Source organism: Betaproteobacteria bacterium (assembly GCA_016720925.1).
In the GTDB taxonomy this organism is placed as follows: Bacteria; Pseudomonadota; Gammaproteobacteria; order Burkholderiales; family Usitatibacteraceae; genus UKL13-2.
Window position 1 is genome coordinate 21,440 of record JADKJR010000008.1, and the last position, 14,623, is coordinate 36,062.

A 14,623-nucleotide genomic window follows, 5' to 3' on the forward strand; every position below is an offset into this window, starting at 1 on the left:
GCAGTGCCGACAAGTGCCTACCAGCGATAGGCAATGCGCGCGTGCCAACGGCGACCCAGCAAGTCGTAGGTCATGGTGTCCGTATTGCCGTCCGTGTAGCTCGGCATATAAGGAGGCTTCTTGTCGAAGAGATTGTCGATGCCCGCCGAAATATCCAGCGCTTTGCTGACCGCATACTTCACCTGCACCGTTTGATAAAAGACACCGGGGACACTTCCACCGATCGCGGCCGGCGAGTTGATGTCGGTTGCGGAACCGATGTACTGAACCCCGTATGAACCAGACCAGGCTTCCCTCGCCAAGGTCAGCGAGCTCAATCCCCGCCATTGGGAATAGGTGCCGCGACCGCCCGTAGTTTTTCCCGTATAAACGATTACAGCTCCACCTGGAAATGGTTCGACTTCGTAGCGGGCAGGGCGCGAAATATCCGCGCTGATCGTTGAGGTGTATCCGGCGACTTTAAACTCGTAGAGTGCACCGATATCGATTCCGGTGAGTCGTTCGTTTGCGGCATTGAGTGGCTGCGCGGAAAGGAAATTCACTTCACCCGTAACCGGGTTGCGAGTAAAGCTCGACGGATTGCAGAACAAATGGGCCCGCCCCGGCGTGTTGTAGCAAACCGATAGCTTGGTTGATCCCGGAACACTTTGAATCGCATTGTTGATCTTGATGTTGTAGTAGTCAACCGTCAGAGTCAGCGCCTTGGATGGCGTCCACACCACGCCGACGGTCAGCGTTTTGGCATCCTCAGGCTTCAGTTTCGGATTGCCGCCTCCAGTGGTCAAAATGGTGTTGCCGAGCTGCGTGAAGCCGGCGGGAACACCTGCTGCCGCGCAGTTCTGCGAGACCACCGAAGATGTTGGTAGGGTACTCCATCTGCTGCATGGATCGGTGGTGGTCAAATTGCCTTCAGACACTCCCCCGAAAAGTTCCGGAACGTTGGGAACGCGAAATGAAGTCGAATAATTGGCGCGCGCTTTTACGCTCGTGATCACTTGCCAATCCAGCCCCAATTTATAAGTACTCTTGGATCCGAAAAGGTTGTAATCAGAATATCGGCCGGCCGCGTTGATGTTCAAGGATTCAATGAACGGCACTTGCTTCAAGATTGGCACAGACAACTCGGCATAAAGTTCGCGTGCGGTGTACTCACCGGCAATCGGATCCTGGCGGTTAGCGTTGGCCGCGCCCATTACGGTAAGGCTATCCGGGTTGCGCCAGCCGCTCTCCTTGCGAAGCTCTAAGCCTGACGCGAATCCCACCGGACCGGCGGGTAATTCAAACAGCTGGCCGCTGATATTGGCGCTGGCGCTTTTCTGGTCGTTTCCGCCGGTATCGCGTGTGGTCGCCAAAATGTATTTCAGCACTGCCGGTGTGAGACTGCCGTTTCCAAGGTAATTGCCGCACGGAATGGCGGCACCAACTGCGGTGCTGCATTTTGTTCGGTCGAGCGTCAGATCGACCCGATCGAGGTTAGCAACATTCGTCGAGCCGTCGATGCCGGTGTTGCGCCCCCAGTTCAATGCCGCATTCCAATCCCAGTTGGCACCGAAATTTCCCTTTGCACCGGTCAGGACACGGAAAGTCTCGGTCTCCTGAAAGAAATCGCGGGCACCGACTTCCCCAATGCGGCGCCGTTCCAACGTCAATGCTTGGCCAGTAGGATTCGTTGGATGATTTGCCGCAATATTGATGGCGCGGGTTGCCCCAAGCGTTCCCGGCGTGGCAAGCTGGCCCGAGTCGCGGTACGAAAACAGCACCTCCGTGAAAAGCTCTGTGTCCGGGGTGAGATTGAGGGCTCCAAAGGTGCTCAGGCCAAGACGCTTTATTGGGTTTACCGCATTGAGCGACTCGTTGCTGTTGTAGTTGTGGACTAGGGCCGAATACGTCTCGAAGGTCGGGGTGGCTTGAACCGCATTGTTGAAATTAATACGCCGCCCGTCAGCCAAGCGTGCGCGACCGCCGAGCGTGGACGAACTGTTGACGCATTCCAGCTTTCCATTGAGTTCGCCCAGTCCGCAGGGTGCGCGGCTGGCCATGCCGACCGCCCCGGCTTTCGCGTAGTGGATCGCCGTCATGAGCGAGCCTTTGGCGCCGGTTATTCCCCACGCCAGATCAGCGCTGGTTTCGTCGCCGTCGCTGCGTGATGGTTCGCCGTACCGAATGGCGGCTTCGCCACCATCCAGCCCCTTCTTGGTAATAATGTTCACGACGCCGGCAACAGCGTCTGCACCGTAGATTGCGGACGCACCGTCTTTCAGGACCTCGATCCGCTCGATAATGGCGACGGGAATCATGCTCAGATCCACCGAGCTATTCGCGCCGGTGCCGCCGTTCACTACACGCCGGCCATTCAGCAGGACCAACGTCCGGTTGATCCCGAGGCCGCGCAGGTTGACTTGCGTCGTACCCCAGCCATTGCTGGTCCAATAGGCACTGGTCTGGTTACCCGCGAAGCCGGCAGATGCGGGTAGCCTCTGCAGCAGTGTTTCAACCGAAATGGCCCCGGAGCGCTGAATCGCCTCGCTATCAATAACAGTGACCGGGCCTACACCGGCGATCTGATCCTGTTTCAAATTGATGCGACTGCCCGTCACTTGTACTTTTTCAAGTGACTCAGGCTTGCCGCCTGTCGCACCGGAAACAGGAACTGCTTGCTGTGCGAACGCGCTATTGACAAGAAAAAACACGCCAATCGCGATCGCAGTTTGGGTAAGTTTATGAGCCATGATCTTGTCAACTTTCCATAAAGTGATTAAGCCGCTCAATTGCTCAGCCGAGCGGCGTGGCTGTCGTTACGTGAAATCATTGTTGGATCGTTACCTATCGTTCCCACCAATCTTGTCTGTGTCGTAACCAATCATTGCCCATGTAAGGATAAAGCAAATGCGATGCCAAGCTTGGCAAATGGTTGAACGGAATCGACGAACGCTAGTCTTGCGAATGCAAAAATATTCGGATACACGATGATTCATATCCAAGAGTTTTGGTGACACGGATTAAGAGCCAGCCTGTTGAGCCGGTAGCAGCCAAAGTGCCGGTAAATCCGGCAGTGCTCGTAAAACATGCGAAATCGAACCATTGCGCACCAGATTCGTCGCATGTTCGATGTCCGGTGATAGATGACGATCCTGCGTCAATGCGGAAACGCCCTTCCGCACCAAGGCGTGCGCTCCTTCGATGGCTATTGAGGTGCGCAACGGGCGGAGAAATTCGATACCTTGCGCCGCAGCCAGCAACTCGATGCCCAGGATGTGCGCGGTGTTGGCAATCATCGCTTGCAGGCGGCGTGCCGCGAAGGTGGCCATGGAAACATGGTCTTCCTGATTGGCGCTGGTCGGCAGGCTATCCACGCTCGCAGGATGTGCGAGCGATTTGTTTTCCGACGCAAGCGACGCGGCGGTGACATGCGCGATCATAAATCCGCTATTCAATCCCGCATCGGCGACAAGAAAGGGCGGCAAGCGCGACACGCCGCTGTCGATCAGCACCGCAATCCTGCGCTCGGAAATGGCGCCGACTTCTGCGATCGCGAGGGCCATGCCGTCGGCGACCAGCGCCACGGGTTCAGCGTGAAAGTTGCCGCCGGATATCATCGCGCCATCCTCGGCGAAAACGAGGGGATTGTCGGTCACCGCGTTGGCTTCGCACTGCAAAACGATACTCGCGTGTCGAAGTTGGTCCAAACAGGCACCCACCACCTGTGGCTGACAACGCAGCGAATACGGGTCTTGCACACGGTCGTCGCCGTTCACATGTGACTGGCGAATTTCGCTGCCGGCAAGCAGCGCACGAAAATAATGTGCGACGGCGATTTGGCCAGGCTGGCCACGCAATTGATGAATGCGTGGATCGAATGGTCCATCACTGCCACGGGCCGCATCCACCGTCATTGCGCCAATGACGAGTGCCGCCTCCAACACTGGCTCGAAACTGAACAGGGCATGCAACGCGAGCGCGGTGGAGACTTGTGTGCCGTTGATCAGCGCCAGGCCCTCTTTCGCGCCAAGGATGAGCGGCGCGATGCCGGCCGCCTCCAGCGCCTCGGCGGCATTCTTGCGCATGCCGTCAACAAGCATTTCGCCTTCGCCAAGCAACGCCAACGTCAAATGCGCAAGCGGCGCCAAATCTCCCGATGCACCGACCGATCCCTGCGATGGAACAAATGGCACGAGGCCGCGGTTGTACACGGCCAGCAGAGTGTCGATGACGCCATCACGCACACCAGAGTGCCCCCGCGCCAAACTCGCGGCTTTGAGCACGAGGATCAGACGCACGACCTCGGGCGCCAATGGTATGCCGACCCCGACACTGTGCGAGCGGATCAGATTGAGCTGCAAAGACGCGACTTGTGACTTGGCGATACGCTGGTTGGCGAGCTTGCCAAAGCCGGTATTGACGCCGTAGACCGGCGCATCGCCGTCAGCCGCGCGTTGCACGACTTCTGCGCTAGCCTGGATTGCTTCTCGCGCGGAGGCCGGCAAGGTCAGTTCAACGCCGCCAGCGTGAATTGATTTCAGAGATTCCAGCGTGAGTTTGCCAGGCTGTATCTGCATCTCAAGCTTGCAACATCGGCAAGTTAAGGGCTTTTGTGTGCGCGCATTCGATTGCCGCGTCATAGCCGGCATCGACATGGCGCATTACGCCCGTGGCGGGGTCGTTCCACAACACTCGCTCTATTCGCTTTGCCGCCGCGTCGGTGCCATCGCAGACAATTACCACACCGGCATGTTGCGAGTACCCCATGCCGACACCACCGCCATGATGCAGCGATACCCATGTTGCCCCGCCCGCAGTATTGAGGAGCGCATTGAGCAGTGGCCAGTCGGACACCGCATCACTGCCGTCGCGCATGGCTTCGGTTTCGCGATTGGGAGAGGCGACCGAGCCGCTATCCAGATGGTCGCGGCCGATGACGATAGGCGCCTTCAACTCACCACTCCTGACCATTTCGTTGAATGCCAGACCGGCACGATGCCGTTCGCCCAACCCGAGCCAGCAAATGCGCGCGGGAAGCCCCTGAAAAGCGATGCGATCAGCTGCCATATCTAGCCAGCGATGGAGGTGTTTGTCGGCCGGAAACAGCGCCTTCATTTTTGCATCCGTCTTCCGAATGTCTTCGGGATCGCCACTTAGTGCGACCCAACGGAAAGGGCCTTTGCCCTGGCAGAACAAAGGGCGAATGTATGCAGGTACGAAGCCTGGGATGTCAAACGCGTCCTTCACGCCTTGATCGAGCGCGACTTGACGAATGTTGTTTCCATAGTCGACAGTGGGGACTCCCATGGCCCGAAAGTCGAGCATGGCTTGAACATGCACTGCGCAACTTTTCGCGGCTGCCTCGCGTAGCGACGCATGCTGTAACGTGTCTGCTTGTGCGGCGCGCCAACTTTCAACGCACCAGCCCGATGGCAGATAGCCGTTGATGAGATCGTGCGCAGAAGTTTGGTCGGTCACCAGGTCGGGGCAAATGCCGCCGCGCCGCGCTCGCTTGACCAATTCGGGCAGTATGTCGGCCGCGTTGCCAAGCAGCCCGATCGAGACTGCCCTCTTCTCAACTGCGTATCGCGCCAATCGGGCAAGTGCATCTTCTAGGTCTATCGCCTGCTCGTCGAGGTATCCGGACTTGATACGAAATTCGATGCGCGATTGCTGGCATTCGATGTTTAGCGACGAAGCACCTGCAAAACTGGCAGCCAGCGGCTGCGCGCCACCCATACCTCCCAGGCCTGCTGTGAGAATCCAACGACCCGCAAGGTCACCACCATAATGTTGCCGACCCGCTTCGACAAAAGTTTCGTAGGTGCCTTGGACGATTCCCTGACTGCCGATATAGATCCACGAGCCAGCCGTCATCTGGCCATACATCATCAGGCCTTTGCGGTCGAGTTCGTGGAAGTGCTCCCACGTTGCCCACTTTGGAACCAGATTGGAGTTCGCGATCAATACCCTTGGCGCATCGATATGCGTACGGAACACGCCGACGGGCTTGCCTGACTGCACGAGTAGCGTTTCGTCTTCGTTCAGTTCGCGTAAGGCCTTAATGATGGCGTCGTAGCAAGGCCAATTGCGAGCAGCCTTACCGATTCCACCGTAGACAATTAGCGCCTCTGGATTCTCGGCCACCTCTGGGTCGAGGTTATTCTGAATCATGCGATATGCCGCTTCGATGAGCCAGTTTTTACAGGTTATCTGCGTGCCGCGCGGTGCGCGTACGAGGCGCGGTTTAGACAGTTTGGCAACACTGGACAGGTCCGACATGGATTCCTCTGTGTGGCAGCATGGGCAACGCATTAACTCTACTTGTATAGTCAAGCATATGCAAGTAGAATTTTTCGTACGATTCTCCTGCACAATCTCTCTAACGGGAAAGTACAATATTTCATATGACCCTTACATCAAAGCGCCACCTTCAGCCGAGTACGCTGCCTATGGCGCCATATGCTCAGGTGAAGCAGTTTCTGAAGGAAGGGCTGTCCGAAAAACGATGGGCACCAGGCGCCTTGATGCCTTCGGAGGCCGAATTGGTGGCTCAATTTGGCGTGAGCAGAGTGACAGTAACCCGAGCGCTACGCGAGCTCCAGGCGGAAGGATTGGTCAATCGCTTGCAGGGCGTTGGAACATTTGCGGCGCATTTGGCCCGCATGTCATCTACGTTAAGTATTCGCGATCTGCGTGAGGAGATTGCAGCGCGTGGCCATCGCCATCACACTGCCGTGCATGTCGCAAAAAAGGAGCGCGCAACGGCAGAGGTGGCTGGCCGGTTCCGCCTGGCTCCAGGCGCACCCATATTTCACACTCTGATTGTTCACTTTGAGAACGACGTCGCTCTACGGTGCGAGGATCGCTATGTGAATCCCGCCTGCGCGCCAGATTACCTAAGCGTTGATTTTACGCAGCTCACGCCAACCCAATACCTGCTGCAAGTCGCCCCACTTTGGGAGGCGCATTACTCAATTGAGGCCAGCGTTCCTACTGCGCAAGAAGCGCGTTTGCTCAAGATTCGCCCGAATGAGCCGTGCCTAGTAATGACTCGCGGTACTGAGAGAGGCGGAGTAACCATAACGCAGGCAAGGTTGGTGCACCCCGGGTCACGCTATACCTTGCACGGCAACTTTAAGCCCTGACCCGAGTAATCGAGCTGGCCAACGCCGGCCGGACACGAAAAGCTTAGCAGAACATAGGTTTGCAAAGCCCGTCCCACTATCATGGTTGTGAATCAATTACCGACCGGTTAACAGTGCGCCACGGCAGCTCGTACAAAGGCGACCATGCCCCTATGGCTGTTTGATGTTCGCATAAAAGCCACTCACTCGCAGCTTAATAACGACATCTTTCTGAGTCGGATTTTTCCACCACCAACCATGTGTACCAGCAAACGGCGCCTTAAGCGAGCCGCCGGACTTCGCTGCGGTACCTTTCTCAAACGAAATAAATGCTCCGTCTGGACCTGCGGTTGGCTCGCCATGAAAGTCAAATTTCACGTTTGCCCCGCCAGCGTCCCATGCGAATGCCAGCATTTCGCCCTCGTCCATGAGGGCCTTATATTCAATTTGGCCATTCGGCGCTAGCTTCACTTCAATTTCGTCAAAGCGAAGCGGCAAGGCGGATACGGTGGCGTATTTCCTGGAGGTGGCCTCTTTGCCCGCCGCATCGGCGTTTGGTACAGGGGAAGCGGGTACGGTGCTTGGCGGCGCAATAGGCATGGATGTCGAGGCAGCTTTTCGCTCTCCCATTGCTGTTAATCCCAGCAGCCTGCCCATCCCAGTCAAATCAATCCCAAACTCGGCCGGCAGAATCGCAACCACCAACAATGCCGCGGCAATCGCAAGCGCAAAAACAGTCGCTCTCAGTGGCCTCATTAAGGGAGCGGTGCCGACTCCAACTAAAACATTTGGATTTGCTGTTGAAGTCATACTCATCTCCATTAGTGGTTTACAAAATAGCCTGTTAGCTGAAAGCCAACCAACATAAATCCCGCAGCCATGATGGCGGTGTTGGCCACAATTGCATTTCTTTCAAAGGCCGGAGCGAGACGCATGTAGGCTATCCCGATCAGCATGCAGCCGAGAGCAAGCAATTGCCCCAATTCAACACCAACATTGAAGGGAATGATGTTGGCGACCAACCCGTCTTTGGACAGCGAGAACTCCTGCAGTTTGGTGGCCAAGCCGAAACCATGGGCCAATCCAAACCCTAATACCGCTGCGCGAACGTTCGGCTTGAAGCCAAACCATTGCTGGAACGCATTGAGGTTATCTAGCGCTTTATAGACGACGGATAATCCTATCAACGCATCAACCAGAAAGGGGTTCGCGTGCACACCGGCAAGCACACCAAACAGTAGGGTGACGCTATGCCCCACCGCAAACAAGGTCACGTACAGCGCAACATCGCGCATTCGGTATAGAAAAAATATGACACCCAAAAGAAAAAGCAAATGGTCATAGCCTGTGACCATATGTTTGGCGCCTAAATACGCAAATGGAAGCAGTTGTGCTCCGCAGCTTGTTCAATAAAGGTCTTATCGCCATCCGCTACACCGTGACTCATAGCCATGGTGCTGGCCAACAGACAAATCACAGTAAAGAAGAGAACCTTGAAGTGGTGCGCTGTTTTCAGCAACCAAGTATCTTTCCCAGATGCAAGATGGCAGGCGTGGTTGGGTGATCTATTCCGCATGAACTGGCTGCACTCTGATGCGTGTACAGAGCAGTCTCTTCCAATTCGCGCGTGGCTGGGCAGGGTCGGCATAGATTCCTCAAAGTGGCCGCATATGGATTATCGAAACTCTACTTGTCTATGCAAGCATATGCAAGTAGACTTTCTGTGAATGATGACACTACTTTGAAAACCGACATGTCGCCCGGATTGGCTTTCTTGTGGCCATTTTGACTATTACTCTTTCCACTGGTCACACAATTGTTTTGACAGATTGGCTGTCTTTTTTACAGATCGGGCAGCTGGATGCCAAAGGTTCAACTAAGAGACCAGTTGGATAGATACCGAAGAAGCGACGCGCGGAACGCCATTGGCGGACAGGATTGCTCGCCACATGTTGGACAATATGAAAGGTCTCAATTTTCCTTGCGCAATACGGTCCATTTATTGATAGCGCGACACATGCATGCGGCAACATGCAGCGCATGCGCGGATGCGGTACTTATTTCCTTTGGCGCTTTACTAGCGCTTCAAATTCAATGTGCGAATGGCGGCTCGAAATGCTGTTGATTCGTGCCGAAAATATCGAATTTCAGCCATGGGCCAATGGGGGTGGACGCACCCGTGAGCTTCTCGCTTGGCCGACGACTACTAGTTGGAAGGTCAGGGTCACTCTGGCCGAAATTGAGCAAGATGGCGCCTTTTCGCCATTTCCAAAGGTGAAGCGTTGGTTCGCTGTAGTGACTGGCCAGGGCGTGGAGCTGAGATTTCCAACTGGCAATCGCATGGTTGTGCAAGGGGATGCGCCACTTTGTTTTGATGGGAAACTTGCTCCCCATTGCGGGTTGCTGAATGGCCACACGCAGGATCTCAATCTGATGGCCCGCGAAGGGGTCGCGGCAATGAGGCTAGTTCAGCCGGACATAAAGTGGCTTGAACCTTTCGACCAACGTGGGATATTCACCACTGGTGCAGGATGGCTATACCCGCAACCCGCAGGCTCCAACGGAGGCAGTCGGATGCGCCTTGAGCCCAACACATTGCTCTGGGATATCGCCGGTGAAGGCATTCGATATGTTCCTGACAGCCAGCACAGTCGCGCGTGGTGGTTGGGATATTCCGGAAGTGTAGCGTGAAGAATACTTTTAGGTCGCGGAACGTGCGGCTGGAAAGGCAACACAAGGCGGGACCAGGGGGGACTTTCAATAAGCGTGCCGCGCCGCCGGCCACTGCCCGGCACGGATAGTTGTGGAGAAATAGCCGATTGGCTCATGAATCACAATCGATAAACGATCATCTCGCCAGTTCACGAGCACAGGCGTTGAACTGGACTGTCCGACTGGTCGCGCTTTGGACTTTCTACGTTTCGATTTCCCGCGACGCGCACCCGGCTCGGGCGATCCCAAAGGTAAGGGGCACTCCGTGACATTAAAGCGATTGTGGGCTCCGCAAGCCTGGGTAGGAGGGCGCTGGCGCCACGGTGTGTCCCTGGGGATAAACGCGCAAGGACACTGGGATGAAATTGCAGCGGATGTACACACGCCGCCACTCGAAGCTCTAGTGCTGAACGGCCCAACCATTCCTGGTTTAGTCAATGCTCATAGCCACGCATTTCAACGCGCGTTCGCGGGTCTGGCCGAGCGCCGCGATGCAAACTCTGATGATTTTTGGTCTTGGCGTGACCGAATGTACGGCGTCGCTTCACGTATATCTGCTGATCAAATGCGCGCGGTTGCCTCCCAGCTATTTATAGAGCTACTCAAAGGGGGCTATACACAGGTATGTGAATTCCACTATATTCACCGCGCGGAAACTGGTAACAGCTTCGACGATCCGGCGGCCATGAGTGTTGCACTCGCAGACGCATCGGAGGACGCAGGTATTGGGCTCACGCTTTTGCCAGTGCTGTATGAGCGTGCCGGTTTCTTTCTCGATCATCTTCGGTATGACCAATGCCGATTTGGTGGTACGCCTGAACTGAATTATCAACTCTGTCAGTCTATGCGAGCGCTGCAGCGAAGGCTGGTTACGTGCGGAGTAGCGATTCACTCTTTGCGTGCGGTCTCTAGGGACTCCATAGCCAAACTACTTGGCCTTGTAGGTGATGACAATATACCCATCCATATCCACATCGCTGAGCAAGTGCATGAAATCGATCAATGCCTCGCCGCAACCGGGGCCAGGCCAATTGAGTACTTAGTTCGTGAATTTTCAATTGATTCGCGGTGGCTCTTGGTCCATGCAACGCATGCGACGCCCGGCGAAGTTGACTCCATTGCGACGAGTGGTGCTTGTATCGCCATTTGCCCGACAACTGAGGCAAATCTTGGTGACGGTCTGATCAACCTCCCGGCCTGGCTATCTGCAGCAGTGCCTATGGCAATTGGCTCAGACAGCCACGTGTCACGAAGTTGGGTGGAGGAGTTGCGTTGGCTTGAGTATGGCCAGCGCTTAAGCCTAAAGAGGCGCAACATCGCTGCTCATCCTGAGTCCGGGCAGCCAGCTACGGCCGCGCGTCTATTTGACGCTGCGCTCGATGGAGGGCGCCAAGCGTCGGGAAAGGCAAATTGGGGTTTCGTCAAGGAGCGCGGGCCGATGCTTTAGTCCTTGATGCCCAATCGAATGCGCTTCTCGGCATACCGACGTCGCACGCTTGATGCGCTCGTGTTTGCTAGCAGTGAGCCCGTAATACGCGATGTCTTTGTTGCTGGCGAACAGAGAATATTTGGGGGTAAACACCCGCATGAAGTCCGGGCCCGCAATGGATTCTCAAGAGTGATGCGGTCGCTATGGGGATAGACGTCCAACCAATTGGTTTCAAGTTCGGAGCGCTTTCGAGGTCCCGCCGAAGATGCTCAAAATTCCGCCGCTGCGGAGTATCGTAGTAACCATCCCCCGGCAAAACCGGGGGCTTTCGCATCGCGGGGCCCCTCAAGGGGGCCTTATCCGCGACTAAAGTCAAAAGCCCGCAAATTCCAAGAGCGCCTTAACATCCGAAACTCGAACGCGCCAAATCACCAACAGCACCAAATTCCATTTCATCGCAAATGCGACTGCCGGAACTGTCAAACTTCTACTGCCACCCCGGCAGAGCCGGGGTCTCCCGCTGACGCTAGGTTCCACAGGACTCTCGCACTGCCATCTGAGTACGCTGAAAACGACGACGAATGGGGCAATGAGAACGAAGCCGTTTGGCACGCCGTTGCAAAATTCTTGGACCAAGAATTAGCCGCGATCACAACTGACCGGACCGCATTTGAAGTTTCTGCAAACCGCTTCAATGCGTATACGGTCAATGGTTTAGTTAGGCCGCCCGAGTTTCCTCCTGCTCTCTTTTACCCTGCCGCGCAGGCAATTCGCAACTACCTGCGAGAGGCGGCAGGTTACTGGCGCGTCAAGTTGCATGCGATTCCAGCCGGTCAGCTTTCTACAAAGCGGCCATTCACCGATGGAAAAGACGTTCATCTGAATTGACGCCGGTCATTTCCAGCGCGCCGGTCAAGACGAGCAGCACGATGGGCAGAAACGTCCGGCACAGCGGTCAACGCTTACCGGCGCCCGCATTAGAAAGAAAACAGCGTAAGGCCGGAGCCTTACGCTGTGGGGTGAGAACTCGGCTATTCAGCTTCATCCTCAACAAGAGCACACCCGACGAGCATACCCTTGTCGTTCACGCCGATCTTGCCGTCCTTCTGCCATGCGGTGCTTACGAGGTTGCGTACCGATACTTCGTAAGCCACGTCTGACAGCACTTCGGTGTCGGTGTGCTGAATGCCCTCAAAGAGAGCACCCAGCGACTTATCGACCGTTACATCAACATAGCGATACTTCAGTTTTCCGTCGACAGATTTGCCATTGTGCATGACAACCCTGGCGGCAAAAAACGCTGGCTTCGCCTTTTTACCCGGTTCAGCTTGCGGCTGAACCAAGCGAATGTCGCTGATGTAACCAAGAGCGGTGGTGGTCGAGGCAGGGGCTTGTTTTGATGCGTTCATGGTGGTTCCTTTCATCGGTGAAGAAAAAAGGGACACCACTTCTGCGGACCCGTTAGGGACACCGCAAAGCGGTGTCCCAAGGGAGGTTTCAAAGCAAGTTGCTTCTAGCGTCAAGTTGCCCTGGCGCGTGGATGAAAGGTAGGGCCAAGCGGCCTAAGTTGTCAATCGTGACGCCGAACGCGCCGCGAGCGCGCGCGCTGTCACGAATACGAAATTCACACCAGCGCAGTAGAGACAAAGCGAGTGGGCCTGATTGTCGATCGCGTTACTACTGTCGGAAGTTAGCGCGCTAAATCATCCCGGTTCCCAAACTCTGATAAGCCATCCGGAGCCGGATTCGCATGCCTTGCAGCGGTCTGTGCCGGCATTGATTGACCGGACATTTATCGCAGCGCTTGTTGCTGCTTACTCTTTGCCTAGGCGAGCCCTGGTGGCATGTCGTTATGCGATGCGCAAAATTCCGGATTTGCGCCGTTTACCGATTTCCAAGCCTGAAAGCGATTCAATCAACGGGCATCCGACTCTGCCTCGCACCGATTGACACTGCGTCACCAACGATTTGAGATGCCGGTGCATCGTCCGCAGGTCTTTCAACTTCGCCTCGACGTCGGCCAGCTTTCGTTCGGCCAGGACCCGCGCGTCCTGGCAGTTCTGACCGTCGTCTAGCTGCAGCAGTCCCCTGACTTCCTCCAAGGTGAAACCCAACTGCTGCGCCCGCTTGATGAAGCGAAGGCGTGCGACATATCGGTCGTCGTAGCGTCGAATTCCGCCAAGCGGTCTGGCGGGTTCATCCACCAGTGCTTGCCGTTGGTAGTAGCGGATGGTTTCCACGTGGACGCCGGCGCTTTCGGCGACCTGGCCGATGGTGAGATTGTCGTTCGTCATGCGCTTGACTCCGTAGTCGGGTACAGGAATATGCTTAACATAGACAAGAGTCCCCGCCGTTGACAAAGGTTCCGCATGAGACAGATTTTGCTGGGTTTGATGCTCGCGATCGTAAGCGCTGCCGGCGCACTGGCCGCCGAGGTTTCGGCGCCGACCGTAGGAAGTTGTCAGACGCCGCTTCTGCTCGACAAGCAGGCGATCGCGCTCAAAGAAGCGTTCAACGCTGCCAAAGGCAAGGTGCGCCTGCTGTTTGTCGTCGATCCGATCTGCCCGGCTTGTCTGCGCGGCATCGATGAAATGAGCCAGGACGTCCTCACGCCGAATGCCGGCAACGCACAGCTCGCCACTTTTATCGTTCACCTGCCGGTGCTGGGTGCCAAAGAGAAAGACACCCAACGCACTTGCAAGTTGCTGAAGTCGAATCCGGCCAACCATTTTTGGGATCCGCAGGGCAAGTTCGGCCGTACGTTATCGAGCGGTGTGGAACTCAAGGACAAAAAGGGCAAGTGGGTTTATGCCTGGGACGTTTGGTTGATGTATGGACCCGATGCCGAATGGACCGGCAACAATCCGCCGAAGCCCACACTGTTGATGCATCAGTTGAACGCGCTATCGGAAGGATCGCAATACGATTTCTACGACAGCGAAAAATTTGCCGCGCAGGTGGCCGATGCGCTAAAGCGCGCCGGCAGCCCCACCAAAACCGAAAAATAGAGGCAGATCAACATGATCTCAAAAAACGTTTACCGATCGACGCTGATCGCCAGCGTAGTGGCGGCTTTGGGTGCGACGGCGTGTTGCGTGCTGCCGCTGGTGCTCGTGACGCTAGGCCTGGGCGGCGCGTGGATGGCGTCGTTACGCTCCTTGGAGACATTCCAGCCCCTTTTTGCGGCCGTGACATTTGCTTGCCTAGGCTACGCCTTTTATTCCCTTTACATCCAACCAAGACATTGTGCGCCCGGTGACGCCTGTGCCTCACCCGCAGTCCTGAGGCGCCAGCGGATTGTGTTCTGGCTGGTCGTGGCCGCGATCATCGCCCTGGGCCTTGCTTATACTTTCATTTCCAATCTGGAGTAATGTCA

12 protein-coding genes and 1 pseudogene are annotated in these 14,623 nt (G+C 56.0%); 6 read left to right on the forward strand and 7 right to left on the reverse strand.

Annotated elements, in window-relative coordinates:
• Positions 1-17: 17 nt before the first annotated feature.
• The 3 genes from IPP88_13075 to IPP88_13085 all read right to left on the reverse strand — a co-directional run bounded on the left by IPP88_13075 (position 18) and on the right by IPP88_13085 (position 6,261).
• Entirely contained in the window at positions 18-2,729 is a 2,712-nt protein-coding gene (locus tag IPP88_13075) for a TonB-dependent receptor (GenBank protein MBL0123613.1), read from the reverse strand.
• Between the two features lie 270 nt (positions 2,730-2,999).
• The gene (gene hutH, locus IPP88_13080; GenBank protein MBL0123614.1) at positions 3,000-4,556 is read right to left on the reverse strand and encodes a histidine ammonia-lyase; all 1,557 of its coding nucleotides are present in this window, start codon (positions 4,554-4,556) and stop codon (positions 3,000-3,002) included.
• A 1-nt stretch (position 4,557) separates the two neighbouring features.
• Positions 4,558-6,261: a urocanate hydratase gene (locus tag IPP88_13085; GenBank protein MBL0123615.1), complete on the reverse strand. Its 1,704-nt coding sequence runs from the start codon at positions 6,259-6,261 to the stop codon at positions 4,558-4,560.
• Between the two features lie 125 nt (positions 6,262-6,386).
• On the opposite strand from IPP88_13085, the gene hutC reads away from it, so the two are divergent.
• Entirely contained in the window at positions 6,387-7,127 is a 741-nt protein-coding gene (gene hutC / locus IPP88_13090; GenBank protein MBL0123616.1) for a histidine utilization repressor, read from the forward strand.
• 150 nt (positions 7,128-7,277) lie between these two features.
• Here the strand turns inward: hutC and IPP88_13095 are convergent, their stop codons facing one another.
• Together IPP88_13095 and IPP88_13100 are read right to left on the reverse strand one after the other, a co-directional pair.
• Entirely contained in the window at positions 7,278-7,916 is a 639-nt protein-coding gene (locus IPP88_13095) for a hypothetical protein (GenBank protein ID MBL0123617.1), read from the reverse strand.
• Positions 7,917-7,927: 11 nt separating this feature from the next.
• Positions 7,928-8,682: pseudogene (locus IPP88_13100) on the reverse strand (HupE/UreJ family protein).
• Between the two features lie 455 nt (positions 8,683-9,137).
• Here IPP88_13100 and IPP88_13105 point away from each other — a divergent pair.
• The 3 genes from IPP88_13105 to IPP88_13115 all read left to right on the forward strand — a co-directional run bounded on the left by IPP88_13105 (position 9,138) and on the right by IPP88_13115 (position 12,135).
• Positions 9,138-9,797 carry a HutD family protein gene (locus IPP88_13105; GenBank protein ID MBL0123618.1) on the forward strand — a complete coding sequence of 220 codons (660 nt, stop codon included), beginning with the start codon at positions 9,138-9,140 and terminating at the stop codon, positions 9,795-9,797.
• A gap of 286 nt (positions 9,798-10,083) precedes the next feature.
• Positions 10,084-11,265: a formimidoylglutamate deiminase gene (gene hutF / locus IPP88_13110; GenBank protein MBL0123619.1), complete on the forward strand. Its 1,182-nt coding sequence runs from the start codon at positions 10,084-10,086 to the stop codon at positions 11,263-11,265.
• Between the two features lie 609 nt (positions 11,266-11,874).
• Complete coding sequence (locus IPP88_13115; protein MBL0123620.1) at positions 11,875-12,135, forward strand: hypothetical protein; 261 nt, start codon at positions 11,875-11,877, stop codon at positions 12,133-12,135.
• Positions 12,136-12,278: 143 nt separating this feature from the next.
• Here the strand turns inward: IPP88_13115 and IPP88_13120 are convergent, their stop codons facing one another.
• Together IPP88_13120 and merR are read right to left on the reverse strand one after the other, a co-directional pair.
• The gene (locus IPP88_13120) at positions 12,279-12,656 is read right to left on the reverse strand and encodes a hypothetical protein (GenBank protein MBL0123621.1); all 378 of its coding nucleotides are present in this window, start codon (positions 12,654-12,656) and stop codon (positions 12,279-12,281) included.
• 441 nt (positions 12,657-13,097) lie between these two features.
• On the reverse strand, positions 13,098-13,541 hold the full coding sequence (gene merR / locus IPP88_13125; protein MBL0123622.1) for an Hg(II)-responsive transcriptional regulator: 444 nt from the start codon (positions 13,539-13,541) through the stop codon (positions 13,098-13,100).
• Positions 13,542-13,616: 75 nt separating this feature from the next.
• Between merR and IPP88_13130 the strand changes: the two genes are divergently transcribed.
• Both IPP88_13130 and IPP88_13135 read left to right on the forward strand, forming a co-directional pair.
• Complete coding sequence (locus IPP88_13130; GenBank protein ID MBL0123623.1) at positions 13,617-14,255, forward strand: hypothetical protein; 639 nt, start codon at positions 13,617-13,619, stop codon at positions 14,253-14,255.
• A 12-nt stretch (positions 14,256-14,267) separates the two neighbouring features.
• Positions 14,268-14,618: a mercury transporter MerT gene (locus tag IPP88_13135; GenBank protein ID MBL0123624.1), complete on the forward strand. Its 351-nt coding sequence runs from the start codon at positions 14,268-14,270 to the stop codon at positions 14,616-14,618.
• Positions 14,619-14,623: the final 5 nt, after the last annotated feature.